Genomic DNA, 21,107 nt, shown 5'->3' with positions numbered 1-21,107 from the left:
AACCGTTACTATAGAGGCAGTTATAAACGGCGCATTGCCAAGAGACAAAAATGAAAGCGAATTTGCAGGAATTGTTTGAACAGTATTTTCAAATAGCTGAACCGGTTCAGATAAACCTTTATCCCGTTGATGATAATATGGTCCCCGAGAATGAGTTCCAGTTAGAGGCGGCAATTCCCCCTTTATTTAAGCTCGCAAATGAAATTAACGAGCTAGACCTGAATGCGTTGCGCCCGTTACGTAACTTAGGGGATACAGCGAATGAATTAGCCGCATACCTACAAGCTCAGTCACGGAAAATCGATCTTATAATCAGTCATATTTTAGCAACGGAAGAGCCGGAAGATAGCAGTCTCTACTGCGACAGTTATGGCGGCGGTGGCCTGACCGTTACCTTAGACGAAGATTATGAAATAGGCCAAGCGTTACGAACTAAGGTATTTCTTCGCAGCGAAGCCAGCGCTATCTTTTGCTACTCTGAGGTGTTAGCAAAAGAGCAATCAAAGTATACCCTCGCCTTTACGACCATTAGAGAGTCAGATCAAGAGCTTTTGGTCCGTGCAAGCTTACACGCCCAAACAAGGCAACTAAAACAAAAGCAACAAAAAGAGCAGCAGTAACGCTGCAATACGGATACATTTTAGCCTGACTTTCATTAAACACGACAAAACTTACTGACACACCGAAGGTTAATGATAAACTATAGGCTTATTATTATATGGTGATGATTTAATGAGTTTTACTTTACTCCCTGAATGGGCTCAACAAGACGCGATACTTCTTACTTGGCCCCATTCTGATACCGATTGGAGAGACATTCTCAGTGACGTTGAACCTGTGTATGTGGCACTTTGCCAGCATATCACGCAAGTTCAAGAAGTCGTTATCGTAGCGCACGATGAAACGCTAAAACAACATATCGAAAGCTTACTAACTGGCGCTGAAATTGACTTAACTCAGTGCCACTTTGTGGTTACTCCCTGTAACGACACATGGGCACGAGATCATGGTCCTTTGACAACACAATCAGACGATGGAAACTTATGTGTTAAGGACTTTACCTTTACCGGTTGGGGTAATAAGTTTGCCGCAGAGCTTGATAACAATATCAATAAACAAGTTGCCAAACAGGTATTAAACCCAAACTGTGCTTTTGAATCGCTTGATGTCGTCCTTGAAGGTGGTGGCATAGAGATCAATGAGTCTAAGGTATTGCTGACAACATCTGAGTGTTTGCTCAACCCGAACCGTAACCCCCATTTAAGTAAGACCGATTTAGAGCTCCTCCTGAAAAAAGCGCTAGGTGCGACGTCATTCTTATGGGTTGATCATGGTTACCTTGCAGGTGATGATACCGATAGCCATATCGATACCTTAGTTCGCTTTGCACCAAACAACACTTTGGTATACGTGAAATGTGATGACAAGGCGGACGAGCATTATGATGCCCTCAACAAAATGGAGCATCAACTACGTACGTTTCGCACTGCCGATGGTGAACCCTATAATCTGATCAGTTTACCATGGCCAAGCGCTAAATTTGATGAAGACGGAGAACGATTACCTGCAACTTATGCAAACTATCTTATTCTAAATAAAACCGTCTTAGTGCCAATTTACGGCGATGAAAAAGACCAAGAGGCGTTAGACAAAGTCTCACTAGCACATCCAGAAAGAACAGTAATTGGCGTTAATTGTCTGCCAATCATCCATCAATTTGGTAGCTTGCACTGTATCACAATGCAACTACCTAAAGGCTTTTTAAGGTAAGTACCATGGCTGAAAAAAACATTAAAGTCGGTATTGTTCAACATAGCAACTCTAGCGATCTTGCAAGCAACTTCACTAAAACCTGTGATGGTATCCGAGCTGCAGCCAAGCAAGGTGCAAAGCTTATTGTGTTACAAGAGCTACACCGTAGTTTGTATTTCTGTCAAACCGAAGACACTGCGCTGTTTGACTTAGCAGAAACCATTCCAGGCCCAAGCACAGAATCCCTTGGCGCGTTAGCCAAAGAGTTAAGCGTAGTCATCGTTGCTTCATTATTTGAAAAGCGAGCGACAGGGTTGTATCACAACACCGCTGTTGTATTAGATAGCGATGGATCAATCGCTGGTAAATACCGAAAGATGCACATTCCTGATGATCCTGGTTTTTATGAGAAGTTTTACTTCACCCCCGGTGATATGGGGTTCACGCCAATCCAAACTTCGGTTGGCAAACTTGGCGTGTTAGTGTGTTGGGATCAATGGTTCCCTGAAGGCGCCCGCTTGATGGCGATGGCAGGCGCTGAGTTTTTGATTTACCCAACGGCTATCGGCTGGGATCCTCGCGATGACAAAGCCGAGCAAACTCGTCAACGCGATGCTTGGATCATCGCACAACGTGCTCACGCGGTTTCTAACGGTGTGCCTGTTATTAGCGTAAACAGAGTGGGACATGAGTCTGATCCATCGGGGCAAAGCGAAGGTATCCAATTTTGGGGGAATTCGTTTGTAGCAGGGCCTCAAGGTGAAATGCTTACGCATGCACCTGAAGATGCCGAAACAGTCTCAGTTGTTGACATTGATTTGGCGCGCAGTGAATCTGTTCGTCGTATTTGGCCGTACTTAAGAGACAGACGAATTGATCACTATCAGGATCTTTGCAAAATTTATCGCGATTAATAAATAGGAGTAGTAAATGGCGAATGTGCAGTGGAACAACTTACCTTGGGTAAAATCTAACAAAGATAAAATTGCTTGGGGTAATTTGGTGGGCAGCAGCTTATCACTTTGTCTGAGTGAGAGTATTAAGCAGCATAACAATCTTGTTGTGCTTATCACACCCGACACCCCTTCTGCACTTCGTCTAGAGCATGAGCTGGCGTACTTACTAAAGGAAACGCCGGTCATCATGTTTCCTGATTGGGAAACTTTACCCTATGATCACTTTTCGCCCCATCAAGACATTATTTCTCAACGTCTGGCAACGCTAAATACACTCAAACACGAAAAGCAATCTGTACTGATCATTCCGGTAGCAACGCTGATGCTACGTACAGCGCCACCCAGCTTTATTCATGGTATGAGTCTGCAAGTCAAAAAAGGCGATATCATCGATGCCCAGACTCTCCGCGACACACTTACACAAGCTGGTTATCGGCATGTGCAACAGGTAATGGAACATGGCGAGTTTGCCGTACGCGGGTCGATTATCGACCTATACCCAATGGGTAGCCCATTGCCTTTCCGATTAGATTTCTTCGACGATGAACTCGATTCAATTCGTCATTTTGACATTGAAAGCCAACGCTCCAATGACGAAATCGATGCCATTGACCTGCTACCAGCACATGAATTTCCCACCAATGCAGAAGACATAGAGCGATTTAGAATAAACTATCGCGAAGCGTTTGGTGCGAGCAGCGAGAAAGACAGTATCTATATGCAAGTGAGCAGAGGTAACTGGCCTGCCGGCATAGAGTATTATTTACCACTGTTCTTTGACTCGTTAGCAACAGTATTTGATTATCTACCTAATGACGCCGTATTTATGCCATTTGGCGATATTGAGTCGGCGGCACAAACATTTTGGCAAGACGTTTCAAAACGATACGAAAGTCGCAAAGTGGACCCTCTGCGTCCGTTACTTGCACCTGCTGAACTGTACCAACCTATTGAAACCTTGTTTGAAGGTATCAATCAGTTTCCGAGAATAAAACTGAGTCAAGCGACGTTAGGCACCAAGGCTGGTCACCACAACATTGCGGCTAACTTAATCGAAGATATACGTATTGAGCACAAGCACGCGGATCCTTACCGAAAGGTGCTCGATTACATCGCGGCAGAGAAAAAGCAAAAGTCTCGGGTACTGTTTAGTGTCGAGTCTGAGGGCCGTCGCGAGTCGCTACTGACCTTGTTAAAGCCAACCGGGTTAAAATTAAAACCATTTAAGCAAATTAGTGACTTCATCAAGAGTGATTCGGACGTTGGTATTATCGTCACACCACTTGCGACCAGCGTAAAGCTGACAGACAAGCATTCCCTATCTATCATTACCGAGCAAGAGCTGCTTGGTGTAAAAATTTCGCAAAAGCGTCGCCGCAAGCATAAATATGAACAAGGCCAAGATGCACTGATCCGTAACCTTGCGGAGTTAAAAGAAGGCCAGCCAATCGTTCACTTAGATCATGGCGTGGGACGCTACTTGGGACTTGAAACTATCGATGCCGCAGGTATTGCCACGGAGTTCGTCACTATTACCTATGCCAATGACGCTAAGCTATACGTACCAGTGTCTGCGTTACATATGCTTAGCAGATACTCTGGCGGCGAAGAAGCGTCTGCACCGCTTCATAAACTCGGTAATGATGCGTGGGAAAAAGCAAAACGCAAAGCCGCTGAAAAAGTGCGCGATGTCGCCGCAGAACTACTCGATATCTACGCTAAACGACAAAGTAAGCCAGGTTATGCCTTTAAGCTCGATGCCAGTGCTTATAGAGATTTTTCAGACAGCTTCCCGTTTGAAGAAACCGACGACCAACGTAATGCCATTACTGCAGTGCTTGCAGATATGCAATCAGCCCTTGCAATGGATAGACTGGTTTGTGGTGACGTTGGTTTTGGTAAAACAGAAGTCGCCATGCGCGCAGCTTTTGTCGCCGTGAACGACAGCAAACAAGTAGCAGTCTTAGTGCCAACCACCCTACTTGCTCAGCAACACTTTGAAAACTTTAAAGACCGCTTTGCCGATCTACCTGTTGAAGTTGGCGTGCTGTCGCGGTTTAATTCGGCTAAAGAACAAAAAGAGACCTTACAAAAGCTCGAAGAGGGCAAAATCGATATTGTGATAGGAACCCACAAGCTGATCCAAGAAAATATAAAATTTGCCGATTTGGGCCTGTTAATTGTTGATGAAGAGCACCGCTTTGGCGTAAGACAAAAAGAAAAGATTAAACAACTCAGAGCAGATGTGGATATCCTTACACTTACCGCAACCCCTATTCCACGAACCTTGAATATGGCTATGAGTGGCATGCGTGATCTCTCTATTATTGCGACACCACCGGCCAAGCGTCTTGCGGTAAAAACTTTCGTTCGCGAGCGAAACGACGAACTGATCCGTGAGGCCATATTGCGTGAAATTAAGCGAGGTGGCCAAGTCTACTTTTTGCATAACAATGTAGAGACGATAGACAAGATAAGCGCGGATATTTCTGCGTTGGTCCCTGAGGCAAACGTCACTACAGCTCATGGCCAAATGCGTGAAAAGGAACTTGAGCATTTGATGGGCGAATTTTACCATCAAAAGTACAACGTACTTGTGTGTACTACCATCATAGAAACTGGGATTGATATCCCTTCTGCCAATACCATCATCATGGATAGAGCCGATAAGCTCGGTTTGGCTCAGTTACATCAGCTCAGGGGACGTGTTGGCCGTAGTCACCATCAGGCTTATGCCTACTTATTGACTAAAAACACTCAAGCCCTTACCAAAGACGCAGTAAAACGCTTGCAAGCAATAGAGCAGCTAGAAGACCTAGGTGCAGGCTTTGCGTTGGCGACGCATGACTTAGAGATCAGAGGCGCAGGAGAGCTCTTAGGTGATGACCAAAGCGGTCAAATCCAAACGGTGGGCTTTACTTTGTATATGGAAATGCTAGAACAAGCAGTCGAAGCGCTAAAAAATGGAAAGGAACCAACACTTGATAACCTATTACAGCAACAAAGTGAAGTAGACCTCAAGTTCCCAGCACTACTTCCCGATGACTATATTCATGATGTGAATATTCGCTTGAGTATGTATAAACGTATTGCCAGCGCCAAATCTTTACCGGAACTAGATGAGCTGCAAGTGGAATTAATTGATCGCTTTGGATTACTTCCTGACGCTGCGAAAAACCTCTTTGCTGTGCAATCTGTTAAGCTAAAAGCAACGCAATTAGGAATTAACAAAGTTGAGGCTAACCCCAAGGGTGGATTCTTTGAGTTCAATAGCCATACAAAAGTTAACCCAACATTCATCATAGGCTTGATACAAAGTAGCCCGTCAACCTATAGAATGGAAGGCGCAAATAAACTAAAGTTTATGATTGAAGAAAAAAATGGTCAGGAAAGATTAAAGCTTGTGAACGCCATGATTGATGACTTTGAGAAAAAGGCTGTAGCATGAAAATAATAAAAAGTATGGCGATACTAGCAGCACTCGCAAGCAGTTACTCGGCCCATGCCACTCGTTGGTTTGAAGTTGAGCTTATCGCCTTTGAGCAAGCGCCAAGTTATAGCCTCAAAGAAGATTTTAGCATTGAGCCTGACCCCCTTCAGCGCAGGAATATTAAGCCGTTACTGATTGAAGGGTTTAATACAACGGGTTATAAGTTGTGTTTGTCTGGTAGCGAGCAATTTAAAGAGCAAGACTTTATTCGAGCCTTAACACAGGGAGCCGCCTCAAACATTTGCGATCCGGATGCCAATTATATTGAAAAGTTTGCGTCTTTACCTTTGTCGCCACAAGTTGAGCCGCAAGAGCATATGGATTCAATTTATCTTTTAGATAGCACACAGCTTAACTTCACAGATAAAGTCGCAGGATTAAAACGCAAAGGGCTAAAGCCCATTTTGCATACAGGCTGGCGCTTTCCAGAGCAGAGTAAACGACGAGCGCCTAATATTGAGATAGTAGCAGGTGAGCAATTCTCCGCGCCTTCAAGCTACCGGATTGTAGATACTCGCGATGAATTTTCATCCCTATCTCAGGGTTTTGATGTTGAAGCGTCCAAAGGCCAAACACATTGGCAACTAGAAGGACTTATCAAGATCCACGTAAGACATTATCTATACGTAACGACAGAGTTAGATTTAAAGTACGAAGACGGCAACGATACTCGTACTGCGCGTATGTCACAGTATACCCGAGTGTATAGCGGCGACATACATTACTTAGACCATCCCAAGTTAGGGGTGATCTTTCAAATAAGAAAATATAAACATTAGGCGGGCAAACCTATGAAAAAACTATTAACAGCTGCGGTACTATTGACGCTTGTTGGCTGCTCAAAAGTAAGTTTAGAAAACTACAATAAGTTAGAAGTGGGTATGGATAAGGCAGACGTTGAGCAAATTCTTGGTTCAGCAGATAGCTGTGAAGAGAAAACATTACACACTAACTGTATTTGGGGTAGTGACGATAAACACATTAAAGTGACATTGTTGTCAGATAAAGTAACGCTATATTCTAAAAAAGGCTTGAATTAATACCACTTAACTATTGTGAGTAAATATATTCGAGCTCAACTTGTTAAGGCTTAAGCGTACAAACTGCACGCTTAAGCCTTTTTTACTAATTAAAACTTATACTTAAGGTTGGCAAATACCGTGCGGCCCCAAGGGTCATAAATCGACGTATCGATACCTCTACCTGCAACATAATCAGGCAGTAATCTGTCAAACACATTTCTAAACCCAACTTCGATTACAGCGTCGTCTAAACGATAACGCCCAGAAATATCATGGGTAACGAAACTACCAAAATAAGCATACTGTTGGTCTTCGCTGCTATCTCCGCGAGGCTTACCAGATACTGTGAGTGTATCTTCAAGGTTAATCAATGCCGAACGGTCAATAAACCTCGAGTACCACGAAATAGACCAATCGTCTTGAGCATAGGTTGCTCTTAGCGTGCTTTGCCATTCGGGGTCACCTGCTTCTCCATGCTCACGAGAAACTAGTTCAGGGCGATTTTGAAATTGGTATACGTTGCGCTCTATTAAATGACTCACAAACCATTTGGTTGTTAAATCTCCACGCAGACCAATAAAACTTAAATCCGTTTTATATTGGATATCCGCTTCAATTCCCCTTACTTTTAACATTGCCGTATTTAAATAACCGGACTCAATTAACGTAATTGATTTTGTCACTGGGTCACGAGTGATTTGACCACAAAAAGTAGGGTCAAGATCCGGACCATCAACACAGTTAGTCGCTACAACTCTTACATCAATATCGTCAATTGCATCTTTAATTTCAATATCATAGTAGTCAATACTTGCTGAAAGCCCTTCAATAGAAGTAAATACCATACCTAGTGTTAACGATTCAGCTTCTTCCGGTGTGAGATCTGGGTTACCACCAGAAATGGTGTCTTTTGAAACGTTATCTTGCGCATGAAAATTAGCAGGAAGCCCAAGTGCGGCACAGTTTTTAGCTCGGTTAGGATTATCGCCGATATTACTCACATCACAAGGGTCTGAAACATGCCTAAACCCAGGTGAGCGAGGAGAATAAGCCTCGGCAATATTTGGCGCTCGTACAGCTTCACCAAAGGTCCCGCGGAAACTATAACCTTCTAATGGCGACCACAAAAAGCCCACTTTCCACGCATCTGCCTCACCAGTATGAGAGTAATCCGCTCGTCTAAATGCGGCATCAAAAGACAACTCATGTGCTAGGAATACATCTGTCAGAATTGGAATGTTGGTTTCTATAAACCATTCAGATACATCAAACTGCCCATAAGAATTAGGGGTGGCAGAATTAGCTAATACTCCCGAACGGGTAAGCTCATCAGTGAGAGACTCTGACGATTCCCAGCGTTTTTCATAACCGAAAGCAAAACCGATCGCTCCGCCTGGCAACTCTAAGAACTCGCTGGTATCAAATGAGGCTGTACCACCAACATATCGCTGTTTAATAATATCATTTCTGGTAACATCAGCGGTCACAAAGTCCATTGCTTCAGCTGAGGCCCGACCAAAGCCAAAAGGGTTATAGGCTACACACTGACCAATAGTGACGGTCTCAGGGCTTGTATAGCCCTCAGGTTGCATACTAGGTACATTACTGCGACACTCTGCTTTTCCGGTTTCGGGGTCAATTACTGAGTCTAATGCAGCTTCCCAGTTACCTTTTATCAGTGAATTATTGGTGATCCTGTCATTCTCTGTACGACCATAAGAGTAGTACACATCGTAATCAAAATACGTTTCGCTCAGTGTAAAGTTTCCACGTAACCCTGAATTAAAGACAAATGTTTCTCTTTTATTCTTAGCTGTTCGATTGCCAATTTCGTCAAAGAACTTAGAAAACGACACTAAATTGTCTTGCGCACCACCGGCTAAAAACTCTCTATCTGCGTCAGATAAAAAAGCATTTTCGACGATGTTAACGCGGTCCTCTCCGAAGCGAAATCCGGGTTGATATTGTTGGATAATATCGGCTTTTACATACTTAAAGTCACCATAAAAGGTTATATTTTCGTGTAACTCATAGTTGTATATCGCACCTGTGGTCACCTTCTCTCTATCTGGTAACAGGTTGACGTAAAGTAAATCTGAAAAACAATATTTACAGCCATCAGGAAAGCTACCAAATAAAGGGGTTCTGCCATTAAGATCTCTTTGTGGCATTAGCTCACCGATGCCATCATTAGAAAATGTATAATTGGAACTACCTAGTACAGAGTTTGAACCGATAAACTCAGACATGAGCTGAGGTGCCCAAATTTCATCAACAATGCCGTCTTCTTCACCACCATTTAAGGGGTTAGGAACGTGGCTATTCAACGTAAAATTTGGTTTTTCATCTAACATAATTTCATCGATAGAGTCTTTAGTTAAAAAGACTGTAATATTCCCTTTCCCATCGGATGAGTTTGCACCAGCCATGATACTAAATGAACGACTTGCATTATCAACTCCCTCTGTAGAGTTGCTGTAACTGGTACTTAGTTCTACACCTTCAAAATCTTGCTTTAATATAATGTTTACTACACCAGACACTGCATCTGAACCATAAATGGCTGAAGCGCCACCTGTGGTAACCTCAACAGTTTTAATTAAAGAGGCTGGAATGGTAGATAGGTCAACCATCGATGTGCCCTCAACACCGCTGACATGTCGTTTACCGTTGACTAGAACAAGTGTTCTTTCGATACCTAGCCTTCTTAAATCGACAGTACTGACACCGGCAAGACCTCCAGTATTTGAGTTGGCTCGCATCGTACCAGTTGCACCAATCGCCGGTAGTTCCGCAAGTACAGTGGCTAAGTCTGGTATACCTGCTTGCTCAATCTCTTCACCAGTAAGGGAAATTATTGGCGCAGGCTGACTGAGTTCGTAACGCGCAATACGAGACCCTGTAATCTGAATTTTTTCTATTTCATCATCCACATTACTCCCATTCTCATTAGCCAGCGCAGCGCCTGATATTGTGCTTGTGACGAGCAAAGACAATTGAATTGACTGAATAATCCTGTTCTTAGTAAACATCACTATTTCCTATTAGTTGTATTTTTATATGTATAAATAGAGCTGGAAGTCGATATACCATATCGCTCCACTCCGTACCTATATTAATACGCACTTGTACGGATTAAAAGCTTTTTACAAAAATGTTAATTTATTGCTTTTTTAAATCTTTTTGGGAATAAAGGAGATTGCAGACAAAACCGTGCTTAATGGAAACTTGCAAGTTATGAGTAGAATGGACTCTTTATGATAATAGGTAGTAACGAATTAGCATTGTTAGATGACATTAAAAAAGGGCCGTAAAGGCCCTTTACAACAAGTAGAAACTAGCAGAAATAAGGATTAGCGCATCGCCATCATCATTTTAGCCGGCTCCTCTAGGAAGGATTTCCAAAGGTTGTTAAAGCGTGCGATAGTTCCACCATCGATAATACGATGATCACCTGACCAGCTTACTTGCATAATCGAACGTGATACCACGTTTCCTTGTGCATCAAAGCGAGGGAGCTGTTGGACCTTTCCAAGCGCTACAATCGCGACTTCGGGCTTGTTAATGATAGGTGTTGCAACCGTACCACCAATCGCTCCTATATTTGAAATGGAAATGGTACCGCCCTTAAGTGAATCAGGACTAACGCGCCCTTCTCTGGCAGCCTCGGTTAATTCGGTAACCGATTTAGCCACGTCCACAATGGATTTCTGTTGACATGCCTTTATATTTGGCACTAATAGACCAAGTTTACTGTCTACCGCCATACCGATATTATGATCATCAAAATAGGTGATCTCGGTACAATCATCATTCACTTTCGCGTTTAAGATCGGGAACTCATTGATAGCAAGTGATAGCGCTTTGATAAAAAATGGCATCATGGTGAGCTTCACGCCTTGTTTAGCATATTGCTCTTTTAACGCTCCTCGTAATGCGATTAATTCAGTTAAATCAATATCATCGCAATAGGTGAAATGCGGAATGGTTGATACCGATGCAACCATTTGTTTGGCCATGGCAGCTTTCATACCACGTAACGGCTCAACTCTTGTCCCACCTTGTGCCTCAGCAGTTGCTTTGTTCTCATTAACCTGAGCTTGCTGGATGTTGCCTTGGTTAGCGGTTTGTTCACCACTATCGTGTGATAAGAAGTGCTCAATATCTTCTTTATACACTCGACCATTCTTACCAGACCCAGGCACTTGCGATAGGTCAACACCGACTTCTCTAGCCTTTCGACGCACGGCAGGTGACGCAATCGCTTTACCGTTTTTTGGTAAGCTACGGCTTGTATCATTATTGCCATGAACAGCGGTTTGCTCGGCACTCTTTTGTTCTTGAGGCTTATGCACATCTGCTATTGGGTTATCTGATTTACCTGCATGCGCTGCCCCTAATTTCATCTGAAATAGTGGGCTATGCACTTGTGCAATTTCACCTTTTTGATAATACAGTTTTTCAACTACGCCATCATATTTCGCGGGAATTTGCACCAGAGCTTTATCTGTCATTACATCACAAACGGCTTGGTCTTCCTTAATTTCGTCGCCTTCTGCAACCAACCACTCTACAATCTCGCACTCAACGATACCTTCACCAATATCTGGCAAAATAAAGTCTTCAAGAACAGCATTCGCAACAGCTTCATTCGAAGGCTGAGACTCAGACACTTCTACCTGACTGGTTTGCTCCCCTGCTACGTCCATGGCGAATAATGGTTCATGAACTTTTGCAATTTCGCCCTTTTCATAATGCAGCTTAGTGATCACACCATCATGTACCGCAGGTATTTGGACTAAGGCTTTGTCTGTCATTACATCACAGATCGGCTGATCTTCTTTTACCTCATCACCTACTGCAACTAACCACTCAACGATTTCACATTCTACGATGCCTTCACCAATATCTGGTAAGATAAATTCTTTTGCCATAACTTATCCTTAAAACTCCATCGACCGTTTAATCGCCGCAAACACCTTTAGTGCATCCGGTACATATTCTTTTTCTAAAGCCAGTGGATAAGGTGTATCCAATCCACAAACACGCTCGATAGGAGATTCTAAATGTAGGAAACATTCTTTTTGGATAGTCGCCGCGATCTCCGCACCAAAGCCATTGGTAATTGGTGCTTCATGGCTGACAACCAAACGACCAGTTTTAACAACCGATTTTGCAACCGTCTCAACATCCCAAGGAAGAATACTTCTCAAGTCGATAATCTCACAGCTAATACCAGCTTCTTCTGCTTTTTGTGCGGCCTGCTCGATAATTTCCATTTGCGCGCCCCACGCAAGAAGGGTGATATCAGAGCCTTCTTTTATGACCTCGGCTTTTCCAAGTTCAATGCTGTAATCTTCCTCTGGCACTTCACCAACAGAAGCACGATATAAGCGCTTTGGTTCAAAGAACAAAACTGGGTTATCATCTTTGATTGCCGCACGCAGCAACCCCTTTGCTTGGTACGGGTTACGGGGAACAACAATTTTAAGGCCCGGTGTATGAGCAAAATAAGCTTCAGGCGATTGAGAGTGATATAAACCACCTGCTATACCACCACCGTAAGGTGTGCGAATGGTTAGATTACCAACATTAAATTCGTTGCCTGAACGATAGCGGAACTTCGCCGACTCGTTTACGATTTGGTCAAACGCAGGAAAGATATAATCTGCGAATTGAATTTCCGCTAGGGCTGGAGCACCAAATGCAGCGAGACCATTGGCGAACCCTAGAATCCCTTGTTCAGTCAATGGCGTGTTAAATACGCGGTGCTTGCCATATTTTTCTTGAAGGCCTGAAGTAGCGCGAAATACACCACCAAAATAGCCAACATCTTCACCAAAAATACAGGCTTGTGGGTGCTCCGCCATGGTGATATCTAACGCCGAATTAATGGCGTGTAACATATTCATTTTAGCCATTATTTAATTCTCCCTGCTGTCACTGGGTAAGCGTCTGGATAAGCTTTAATATGCGATTTCAATTCTTCATATTGTTGCTGTAGTGAAGGAATTGGTGTGTCGTATACATCCGAAACTAAATCTTCTAGGCCTGGCTTTTGTACTTTTTCAGCTACTTTCAACGCTGCCAAAATATCTTCACGAATTTTCTCTTTTTCTGCGTCGTCTTCAGCCTCATCTAACCAGCCTTGCTTTAGCAGCCATTGCTTGAATCTATTTACTGGACAGCTATTTTTGAATTCCGCTTCTTCATCTTTAGTGCGATAACCTGATGGATCATCAGAAGTAGAATGCGCACCTAGGCGATAAGCAATTGACTCAATCATGACAGGCTCGCCATTTTCAACAGCAATCTTGCGCGCGGCCTGTGTGGCTGCGTACACTGCGAGTGTATCAGCACCATCAACACGAATTGTCTTTATACCATAGCCTACGCCCCGCGCCGCGATACCGTCACCTTTAAATTGCTCATCGGCAGGAGTAGAAATTGCGTAACCGTTGTTACGGGCATAAAAAATAACAGGAGCTCCATGAACAGCAGCCATATTGAGTCCCGCATGGAAATCCCCTTCTGATGCCGCTCCTTCACCAAAATAGCAAATGGTCACATTGTCTATTTCAGAGGTTAGCTTACCGCTTTCTTTATCAATATGTTTTAGCTTCTGACCATATGCATAGCCGGTTGCTTGCGGTATTTGTGTACCAAGTGGTGACGAAATGGTCAGATAATGAAGTGCTTTAGAGCCATAATGCACAGGCATTTGGCGACCTTTACCTAGATCTTTTTCATTTGAAAACAGCTGATTCATGAACTGCTCAAGTGAGAAACCACGGTAGTGAATAGCAGCCTGCTCACGGTACTGTGCCATGATCATGTCATCTTCTTTAAGCGCTGCGGCACTTGCCGTAACAGCGGCTTCTTCGCCAAGACATTGCATGTAGAAGCTAATACGTCCCTGACGTTGAGCACCTTGCATACGCTCGTCAAGTAAACGGATAAAACGCATTGTTGAATAAATTCTTAATGCTGTTTCTTTATCAATATCTGGTGCTGTTGCACCATCTAAAACATCGCCTTGGTCACTTAAAATCTTTAATGTAGGGATATTGAGTGCATGACCATCTATAAATTCCAGCGCATGGCTGATATTTAAGGATATATTATTGGGGTTAGTCATAACCTACCTTCTCTTGTTGTCATAACAAACTTACGGAGTTCAGACTCTGACTTCTTACTCTTTTATCTGGTTTCAGACTGAGTAAATCGACTTAGGTCCTAACTCACCTCGCATTTATGATTGTGGTTACTTGCCTTGTTTCGTAGGTGCTAGCAGGTATAACTGGTCTAACAACTAGGAAAAGACTGAATAATATTTGCGATTTAAGTAAGTAAATTAAATTAAAGCGTTTCAACTTTACGTTAACGTAAACGGTTATTCAACTAATCCTAGATGAATAACGTGAAATGCATCAATGTTTTTGGAAAGATTTCGATACGATGGCAGGTCTAAATTTACGTTATTGATTTATATGAAATTTTCGTCAACTTCTAATGGCACAACCGTTAATAAAGCACGCTGGCCTAGGGCGACGTTCGCATTAGGAAAGATAATTGCCTCTCCTTCTACCTCTGCGAAATACTCCGTATCACCATCCGTAGCTAGCAGTTCTCCTTTACTAAACCCGGTGAAATTCACTGCAGAATCAGAGAATGGGAAAGAAAATGCTTCCTGAGTCCGATTTATCGTGCGGTGTACCGTGAATAACTCGAAGTCACTTGCATTAAAATCCTTATACTCAACACTTTCTTGGCTAATTAATGCGGTTAGTGTTGCCTTAGTTTTCGCAAAGCTCGCCATATTATTTTGACCAAATGGCTTAACTTGCCCTAACTCTATGGTAAAGGCATCAGCACCAAACTGATAAGAAGAAAAATAGCTGAACGTGGTCGCAGCTGAGCGCATCATTAGCACTGTATTTACACCGCAAGACAATAAAAATTGTAGTTGTGATTTTTTCCAAGGCTTGCCATGCAAAAATGGATACACAGCAAACTTTTCATTTTTTGAACCTCTAATTGCGGTGTGAAGGTCATAATGACAACGGTAACGGTCACCTTCTGCTTGCTCAAAGAAATTACGCACATATGCTTCAAGGTTCTGTGCTCTAACTTTTTCAGGGTTGTCAGTTTCGTTATTATGCGCCCCATTAAATAACCGATTTAAGTTTTCATCAACAAAGCGCTGTCCAATATTAATTGACTTTGGGTTGCCAAAAATAAATAGCACTCGCTGCGCTAACGTTAGCTTTCCAAGAATGATTTGCTGGATCAATTCATCACAGATTTCTATCGGTGCCGTTTCGTTACCATGTACCGCACTTGATAGCACGATGTCTTTTGTGGTTGTGATATTCGGGGTAAATTGGATAACACCGGTGTCATGAACTTCCACCAATGTGCCGTTATCAAGCGTAAAGCTAACAGGTTCAAGACTAAATTCGTTTGCTCTGGTAATAGAAAGGAAGTCACCGCTTTGTTTTAATTCTGTTAAGTACGTCATAGTTCCAAATTGAAATAATGTAATAATCTAAGATACAAAAAAGCCATACATTGGTATGGCTTTTCGTCGTGCGTTATCTGATAGCAGCGTCTACTAAGGCTTTGGCTTCCTGTTCAAGCTCAGCTAAATGCGCCTCGCCTTTAAATGACTCTAAATAAATTTTGTAGATGTCTTCAGTCCCAGAAGGACGCGCAGCAAACCAACCATTTTCGGTCACTACCTTCAAACCACCTATTGCTGCTCCATTGCCTGGCGCATTTGTTAATACTTGCGTAATTTTATCACCCGCTAATGTATCAGCTTTAATATTGTCAGCACTTAACGCCTTAAGCTTACTCTTGTGCTCAGTGCTTGCAGGAGCATCAATGCGTTTGTATAGCGGTGCCCCAAAGGCTTGTTCAAATGCCTGATAATGCTGTGAGGGAGATTTACCGGTTACCGCTAAAATTTCTGCAGCGAGTAGCCCCATAATAAAACCGTCTTTATCTGTACACCAAGTAGCGCCATTCTTTCGTAAAAAGGCCGCCCCTGCACTTTCTTCACCGCCAAAGGCAAGTTTTCCAGTCGCTAAACCATCTACAAACCATTTAAAGCCAACTGGCACCTCATAGACCTCACGATCATTCGCGGCACAAACTTTATCAATCATGGCACTAGATACTAATGTCTTGCCAATCTTTATCGATTTATCCCACTCTCTGTGTTTTATAAGATAGTCGATAGCAACCGCTAAAAAGTGATTTGGGTTCATCAGACCTTCTGGCGTAACAATGCCGTGTCGGTCAAAATCGGGGTCGTTGCCAATACCAATATCATAGTCGTCTTTTAACGCAATCAGATTAGCCATTGCATAAGGTGATGAACAGTCCATACGCACTTTTCCGTCTTTATCAAGCGGCATAAATGCAAAGCTTGGATCAACCACATTATTCACTACGGTAAGGTTTAATCCGTAATGCTTAGCTATAACTGGCCAGAAGTTAATGCCTGACCCGCCAAGCGGATCCACACCTATGTTTACGCCCGCTTTGGCAATCGCATCCATATCAATGATATTACCTAAGTCTTCAACATAAGGAGTGATTAAATCTTCATATTTAATGAATCCAGAACGTCTCGCCTTAGCAAATGGGAATAGTTCAACCTCAACAAGATCTTCTTTTAGCAGTTGATTCGCCCTGTCTTCAATCCACTTAGTAACATCAGTGTCTGCTGGACCGCCATTGGGTGGGTTATATTTGAAACCACCATCTTGTGGCGGATTATGTGATGGCGTTACCACAATGCCATCCGCAAGTTCATGAGGATGAGCTAAATTGTGCGATACAATGGCATGGCTGATAACAGGCGTTGGCGTATAGTCGTCATTTTCTTGTGTGATCACTTGCACTTCATTGGCCACTAACACCTCAATAGCCGAATTGAAGGCAGCCTCAGATAGCGCATGCGTGTCTTTACCAAGAAACAGTGGTCCAAAGATATTGTTGTTTTTTCGGTAGTCACAAATCGCCTGAGTCACCGCCAAAATATGGGACTCATTAAATTTAAAGTTAAGTGAACAGCCTCGGTGACCACTGGTTCCAAAAGCAACACAATGCTCTGGGTGCGCTTCTAAATCCGGCTCATTCAAATAATATGAAGAAACCAACTTTGGAATGTTAACTAACAGCTCTTGCGTTACCTTCTTACCAGCTTGCGGGTGGATCGCCATAAGATTTCCTTACTTATAGGTAGTCTCTGATTTTTTCGGCAGCTTCATCTGTGTAACCTAACACCTTAGCTACTTCATGAAGCATCATTTTCTTTCTCGTGGTATTCGAATTAGTCATTACCCAATATTCACTATCTACAATGTTTTTTGGGTTCATACTGCTGCCACTTTCAAGGAGTGCCTCTTTACTCGTTGCAAAATAAATTCTGTCGCGACCTTTAATTTCTAATACATTGCTGAAGTCTGATTTATGCGTGCGATGTAATGCAGACAATATAAATAGAAAACGTCCAACAACCCCTTTTTGCATCGCAAGCTCTTCTTTATTCAAAATATTAAAGACATTTGCAGCTGGCTTTAGCGATTGAGTTGGTGCTTTAGGTTGTGGTTCCGCTTCGGCTTTTTGTATTTTTTCTTCTTCCTGCTGTACGACGGGTTTAGGTTCTGTCCCAGGAGTAAGTTTTAATAAACGACGTAAAATCTGTGAAGCACTTTCTCCAATACTTTGAGTGTTACTTGCAATGTATTGATATAGCTCGTCATCTATTTCTATCTTTTTCATGCGTTTCCTGTCATCTATGCTATTTAACCTGAGGTTTGGATAAGGAATGGACTAACTCATTGTTTTCAAAGTCACATTAAATTATTACCTTATCTAGCCAGAGAGTTTTGGGGTAACTAGGCGAATTTACGTACCAATAGCAGGCTATTGGCAGTGACTTAAACCCGGTTAGCGCTAAAACTGGCTGTTATAAAGGCATTAATTATCCGAAGCTCAGCTTATTTAGGAGCAACTCATTTCAATTGCCACTTAGTATATCCAAATTTAACTTATTACTCTATGGCTTTGCATTTTTCCTCTTCAATGTCACAATTACCGGCAAATTTGGAGGAAGCATGCAGTTAAACTACCAACAAACTGGCGATACCACAAACCCCGCGGTGGTTGTTATACACGGGCTTTTTGGGTCACTTGAAAATTTAAACGGCGTCGCAAAGGCGCTTGCCGCACAGTTTAATGTGATCAACGTCGATTTACGAAACCATGGCCGCTCATTTCATGATACCGAAATGTCCTACCCAGCTATGGCACAAGATATCAAAAACTTAATAGACCAATTGCAGTTAGAAAAAGTAAACCTTGTTGGTCACTCTATGGGTGGTAAGGTCGCAATGCAATTTGCACAGCTATTCACCAAACAGGTTAACAAGTTGGTGGTGTTAGACATTGCACCGGTAGATTACCATTCACGTCATGATGCAATTATTGCGGCACTTAATGAAGTACAAAACAGCAGTATTGCTAGCCGTGGGGATGCAGATAAAATCATGTCTCACTATATTGAGACACAGGGCGTACGTCAGTTTTTACTCAAAAGCTTGGCCAAAAATGAGACAGGTCAATTCGCATGGCGTTTCAATTTAGATGTAATTACAGAAAAGTACGATACAATCACATCAAATATTAATGAAACGCATTCTTGTTTATGCGATACTTTATTTATCAAAGGAAATGATTCAGATTACATCCTTCCCCAGCACAGGGATGCCATCACTCGCTTTTTCCCAAATGCGCGGGCAAAAATCATTCAAGGCGCTGGGCATTGGCTTCATGCAGAAAAGCCAGAAGCAGTAAATCGCTCAATTATTGATTTTCTTCAATAAAACGATTCGATTTTGCCGTTATAAACTTAATTTATGTATTTAGGTTGTGATATAGTAGCCGCCGTTTAAGTATTGAGTAGAGCTCAGATGGTCAGTCAATTTATAAATGAATTTGAAACGCTAGGGCTATGGTTTGCGCTAGCTGGTATATTCTTTTTCATCGGTATGGCAATACAGGACGTACTGAAAAAAGGCGATGTACCAAAGTTCGGACGCTACATCGTTTGGCTAGTGTTGTTCTTGGGCTGTTCTGGATTTATAGCTAAGGGCTTGATCCAAGTATTTTGGCAAGGTGCAGGTGTTGGATAATGGCCAAGGCTGAGACAGATAGAACCACTATTGACCTATTTGAAAACGAAAAACGTCCTGGGCGTCCAAAGACAAACCCACTTCCTAGAGAAGTGCAGTTAAAGGTCAACAAGCGCAATCAGATCAAAAGAGATCGTGCTCGTGGCTTAAAAAGAGTAGAATTTAAGGTTTCATCAGAGTTGTATCAAGCGCTAAGTGATATGGCAGAGTCGCAAAACATTAGTCGAAGTGCACTCATCGAGACCATCTTACAAGAAAAGTTAGCGGTTAATAGATAGAAGGTAAGCAATTAATGGCAAGCGTAGGTATTTTTTTCGGCAGCGATACAGGTAACACAGAACACGTTGCTAAAATGATTCAAAAAGAGCTAGGCAAAAAGCTCGTAGACGTAAAAGACATTGCAAAAAGTAGTAAAGAAGAAATTGCTGACTTCGATTTACTACTTTTCGGCATTCCAACTTGGTACTACGGCGAAGCGCAGTGCGACTGGGATGACTTTTTCCCTGAGCTAGAAGAAATCGACTTTGAAGGCAAGTTGGTTGCTATCTTTGGTTGTGGCGACCAAGAAGATTACGCAGAATACTTCCTAGACGCGATGGGCATGATCAATGATATCGTTACTGAACGTGGCGCAATCGTTGTTGGTCACTGGTCTACCGACGGTTATGACTTTGAAGCGTCAAAAGCGGTTGTTGAAGATGGTAAATTTGTTGGTCTTGGTATTGATGAAGACCGTCAACCAGAGCTAACTGAGCAACGCGTAAAACAATGGTGTGCGCAGGTATATGATGAAATGTGCTTGAGCGAATTGGAAGATTAATTCCATTTGCTTTGCACTTGCTGCCCGAGCAAGTTATTCTTAGGCATAGCGTCGTGAATATTGACCTAAGACAAATTATAACTAACAGATTGAGACAGATTTAATGACTGATCACAACTTAGAGCTTAAAAAGGCTGGTTTAAAAGTAACGCTTCCACGCATCAAGATTTTAGAGATCCTTCAGTCTCCTGATAATCAACACATCAGCGCAGAGGATGTATACAAGATCCTTTTAGACAAAGGTGAAGAAATTGGCTTAGCGACGGTATACCGTGTACTAAACCAATTTGATGATGCTGGCATTGTAACACGTCACCACTTTGAAGGCGGTAAATCTGTTTTCGAGCTGTCTGGCAGCACTCACCATGATCACTTGGTATGTTTAAAATGCGGTAAAGTTGTTGAGTTTGAAGACGACGTTATTGAAACACGCCAAGAAGAAATTGCGACAAGTAACGGCATCAAGCTCACTAACCACTCTCTATACTTGTATGGTGAGTGTGAAGACAAAGAAGCTTGTAAAAAGTTTGCAGAGGAAAACGGTAATTAAACTACCCTTTTCGTTGCCAATTTAAGCATTAAGCCAGCAAATAGCTGGCTTTTTAGTTCGCTAAATTTAGCTGCCAAGACACACCAAACCTGTCATTTAACCAAGCAAATGTTTGGCTAAACCCATAGCTGCCAAGCGGCATCAGCACTTTTCCACCTTCAGCTAGCGTGCTATAAACTTTTTCGATTTCTTCCTGTGATTCACAGTCTACATAAATCGACATAGCAGGAGTAAATCCAAATTTATGGTGGAGATAACTGTCCATCGCCAAAAACTCAACATCATTTAAAGCAAATTTCAAAAGTTTCACT

At 42.5% G+C, this 21,107-nt stretch carries 19 protein-coding genes; 11 read left to right on the top strand and 8 right to left on the bottom strand.

The window, feature by feature from the left end:
• Positions 1 to 50: 50 nt before the first annotated feature.
• The 6 genes from CEX98_RS07600 (at position 51) to CEX98_RS07575 (ending at position 7,238) form a co-directional block, all read left to right on the top strand.
• Positions 51 to 620: a PilZ domain-containing protein gene (locus CEX98_RS07600; protein ID WP_099641493.1), complete on the top strand. Its 570-nt coding sequence runs from the start codon at positions 51 to 53 to the stop codon at positions 618 to 620.
• A 112-nt stretch (positions 621 to 732) separates the two neighbouring features.
• Positions 733 to 1,770: an agmatine deiminase family protein gene (locus CEX98_RS07595; protein WP_099641492.1), complete on the top strand. Its 1,038-nt coding sequence runs from the start codon at positions 733 to 735 to the stop codon at positions 1,768 to 1,770.
• A gap of 5 nt (positions 1,771 to 1,775) precedes the next feature.
• A complete protein-coding gene (locus CEX98_RS07590; RefSeq protein ID WP_099641491.1) occupies positions 1,776 to 2,666 on the top strand; it encodes a carbon-nitrogen hydrolase in 891 nt (296 codons plus the stop codon).
• Positions 2,667 to 2,682: 16 nt separating this feature from the next.
• Positions 2,683 to 6,156, top strand: a complete 3,474-nt coding sequence (mfd, locus tag CEX98_RS07585) for a transcription-repair coupling factor (RefSeq protein ID WP_099641490.1) — start codon at positions 2,683 to 2,685, stop codon at positions 6,154 to 6,156.
• A complete protein-coding gene (locus tag CEX98_RS07580) occupies positions 6,153 to 6,977 on the top strand; it encodes a CsiV family protein (protein ID WP_099641489.1) in 825 nt (274 codons plus the stop codon). The genes mfd and CEX98_RS07580 overlap by 4 nt, the downstream gene beginning before the upstream one ends.
• A 12-nt stretch (positions 6,978 to 6,989) precedes the next feature.
• Positions 6,990 to 7,238, top strand: a complete 249-nt coding sequence (locus tag CEX98_RS07575) for a DUF3862 domain-containing protein (RefSeq protein WP_099641488.1) — start codon at positions 6,990 to 6,992, stop codon at positions 7,236 to 7,238.
• Between the two features lie 89 nt (positions 7,239 to 7,327).
• Here the strand turns inward: CEX98_RS07575 and CEX98_RS07570 are convergent, their stop codons facing one another.
• From CEX98_RS07570 to seqA, 7 genes are all read right to left on the bottom strand, one after another.
• On the bottom strand, positions 7,328 to 10,252 hold the full coding sequence (locus CEX98_RS07570) for a TonB-dependent receptor domain-containing protein (protein WP_099641487.1): 2,925 nt from the start codon (positions 10,250 to 10,252) through the stop codon (positions 7,328 to 7,330).
• 321 nt (positions 10,253 to 10,573) lie between these two features.
• Complete coding sequence (locus CEX98_RS07565; protein ID WP_099641486.1) at positions 10,574 to 12,154, bottom strand: dihydrolipoyllysine-residue acetyltransferase; 1,581 nt, start codon at positions 12,152 to 12,154, stop codon at positions 10,574 to 10,576.
• A gap of 9 nt (positions 12,155 to 12,163) precedes the next feature.
• A complete protein-coding gene (locus tag CEX98_RS07560; RefSeq protein ID WP_099641485.1) occupies positions 12,164 to 13,141 on the bottom strand; it encodes an alpha-ketoacid dehydrogenase subunit beta in 978 nt (325 codons plus the stop codon).
• Positions 13,141 to 14,358 (bottom strand): thiamine pyrophosphate-dependent dehydrogenase E1 component subunit alpha, encoded by a 1,218-nt coding sequence (locus CEX98_RS07555; RefSeq protein ID WP_099641484.1) that lies wholly within the window; start codon positions 14,356 to 14,358, stop codon positions 13,141 to 13,143. The genes CEX98_RS07560 and CEX98_RS07555 overlap by 1 nt, the downstream gene beginning before the upstream one ends.
• 348 nt (positions 14,359 to 14,706) lie before the next feature.
• A complete protein-coding gene (gene astE / locus CEX98_RS07550) occupies positions 14,707 to 15,741 on the bottom strand; it encodes a succinylglutamate desuccinylase (RefSeq protein WP_099641483.1) in 1,035 nt (344 codons plus the stop codon).
• A gap of 73 nt (positions 15,742 to 15,814) precedes the next feature.
• Positions 15,815 to 17,452 (bottom strand): phosphoglucomutase (alpha-D-glucose-1,6-bisphosphate-dependent), encoded by a 1,638-nt coding sequence (gene pgm, locus CEX98_RS07545; protein WP_099641482.1) that lies wholly within the window; start codon positions 17,450 to 17,452, stop codon positions 15,815 to 15,817.
• 13 nt (positions 17,453 to 17,465) lie between these two features.
• The gene (seqA, locus tag CEX98_RS07540; RefSeq protein ID WP_099641481.1) at positions 17,466 to 18,014 is read right to left on the bottom strand and encodes a replication initiation negative regulator SeqA; all 549 of its coding nucleotides are present in this window, start codon (positions 18,012 to 18,014) and stop codon (positions 17,466 to 17,468) included.
• A gap of 335 nt (positions 18,015 to 18,349) precedes the next feature.
• Here seqA and CEX98_RS07535 point away from each other — a divergent pair, with 335 nt between their 5' ends.
• From CEX98_RS07535 to fur, 5 genes are all read left to right on the top strand, one after another.
• On the top strand, positions 18,350 to 19,117 hold the full coding sequence (locus tag CEX98_RS07535) for an alpha/beta fold hydrolase (protein ID WP_099641480.1): 768 nt from the start codon (positions 18,350 to 18,352) through the stop codon (positions 19,115 to 19,117).
• An 87-nt stretch (positions 19,118 to 19,204) separates the two neighbouring features.
• Positions 19,205 to 19,426 carry a DUF2788 domain-containing protein gene (locus CEX98_RS07530; protein ID WP_010372701.1) on the top strand — a complete coding sequence of 74 codons (222 nt, stop codon included), beginning with the start codon at positions 19,205 to 19,207 and terminating at the stop codon, positions 19,424 to 19,426.
• A complete protein-coding gene (gene ybfE / locus CEX98_RS07525) occupies positions 19,426 to 19,704 on the top strand; it encodes a LexA regulated protein (RefSeq protein ID WP_010372698.1) in 279 nt (92 codons plus the stop codon). Before CEX98_RS07530 ends, ybfE begins: the two co-directional genes overlap by 1 nt.
• Before the next feature lie 14 nt (positions 19,705 to 19,718).
• On the top strand, positions 19,719 to 20,246 hold the full coding sequence (fldA, locus tag CEX98_RS07520; RefSeq protein WP_099641479.1) for a flavodoxin FldA: 528 nt from the start codon (positions 19,719 to 19,721) through the stop codon (positions 20,244 to 20,246).
• Between the two features lie 103 nt (positions 20,247 to 20,349).
• Positions 20,350 to 20,796: a ferric iron uptake transcriptional regulator gene (fur, locus tag CEX98_RS07515; RefSeq protein ID WP_099641478.1), complete on the top strand. Its 447-nt coding sequence runs from the start codon at positions 20,350 to 20,352 to the stop codon at positions 20,794 to 20,796.
• Positions 20,797 to 20,848: 52 nt separating this feature from the next.
• On the opposite strand, the gene CEX98_RS07510 is transcribed toward fur, so the two are convergent.
• On the bottom strand, positions 20,849 to 21,107 hold a 259-nt coding region (locus CEX98_RS07510), incomplete at its 5' end, for a VOC family protein (RefSeq protein ID WP_143484333.1).

This window comes from Pseudoalteromonas piscicida, from assembly GCF_002744175.1.
GTDB classification, from domain to species: Bacteria; Pseudomonadota; Gammaproteobacteria; order Enterobacterales; family Alteromonadaceae; genus Pseudoalteromonas; species Pseudoalteromonas piscicida_B.
Note: the sequence above shows the minus strand (reverse complement) of the source record. Positions and strands in the feature narration are given on the sequence as shown.

Excerpts from the sequence above, each read along its gene's own strand:
- CEX98_RS07560 (WP_099641485.1), bottom strand. The coding sequence starts at position 13,141 with ATGGCTAAAATGAATATGTTACACGCCATTAATTCGGCGTTAGATATC.
- CEX98_RS07555 (WP_099641484.1), bottom strand. The coding sequence starts at position 14,358 with ATGACTAACCCCAATAATATATCCTTAAATATCAGCCATGCGCTGGAA.
- ybfE (WP_010372698.1), top strand. The coding sequence starts at position 19,426 with ATGGCCAAGGCTGAGACAGATAGAACCACTATTGACCTATTTGAAAAC.
- CEX98_RS07595 (WP_099641492.1), top strand. The coding sequence starts at position 733 with ATGAGTTTTACTTTACTCCCTGAATGGGCTCAACAAGACGCGATACTT.
- CEX98_RS07600 (WP_099641493.1), top strand. The coding sequence starts at position 51 with ATGAAAGCGAATTTGCAGGAATTGTTTGAACAGTATTTTCAAATAGCT.
- fur (WP_099641478.1), top strand. The coding sequence starts at position 20,350 with ATGACTGATCACAACTTAGAGCTTAAAAAGGCTGGTTTAAAAGTAACG.
- mfd (WP_099641490.1), top strand. The coding sequence starts at position 2,683 with ATGGCGAATGTGCAGTGGAACAACTTACCTTGGGTAAAATCTAACAAA.
- CEX98_RS07590 (WP_099641491.1), top strand. The coding sequence starts at position 1,776 with ATGGCTGAAAAAAACATTAAAGTCGGTATTGTTCAACATAGCAACTCT.
- CEX98_RS07565 (WP_099641486.1), bottom strand. The coding sequence starts at position 12,154 with ATGGCAAAAGAATTTATCTTACCAGATATTGGTGAAGGCATCGTAGAA.
- seqA (WP_099641481.1), bottom strand. The coding sequence starts at position 18,014 with ATGAAAAAGATAGAAATAGATGACGAGCTATATCAATACATTGCAAGT.
- pgm (WP_099641482.1), bottom strand. The coding sequence starts at position 17,452 with ATGGCGATCCACCCGCAAGCTGGTAAGAAGGTAACGCAAGAGCTGTTA.
- CEX98_RS07575 (WP_099641488.1), top strand. The coding sequence starts at position 6,990 with ATGAAAAAACTATTAACAGCTGCGGTACTATTGACGCTTGTTGGCTGC.
- CEX98_RS07570 (WP_099641487.1), bottom strand. The coding sequence starts at position 10,252 with ATGTTTACTAAGAACAGGATTATTCAGTCAATTCAATTGTCTTTGCTC.
- CEX98_RS07535 (WP_099641480.1), top strand. The coding sequence starts at position 18,350 with ATGCAGTTAAACTACCAACAAACTGGCGATACCACAAACCCCGCGGTG.
- fldA (WP_099641479.1), top strand. The coding sequence starts at position 19,719 with ATGGCAAGCGTAGGTATTTTTTTCGGCAGCGATACAGGTAACACAGAA.
- CEX98_RS07530 (WP_010372701.1), top strand. The coding sequence starts at position 19,205 with ATGGTCAGTCAATTTATAAATGAATTTGAAACGCTAGGGCTATGGTTT.
- CEX98_RS07580 (WP_099641489.1), top strand. The coding sequence starts at position 6,153 with ATGAAAATAATAAAAAGTATGGCGATACTAGCAGCACTCGCAAGCAGT.
- astE (WP_099641483.1), bottom strand. The coding sequence starts at position 15,741 with ATGACGTACTTAACAGAATTAAAACAAAGCGGTGACTTCCTTTCTATT.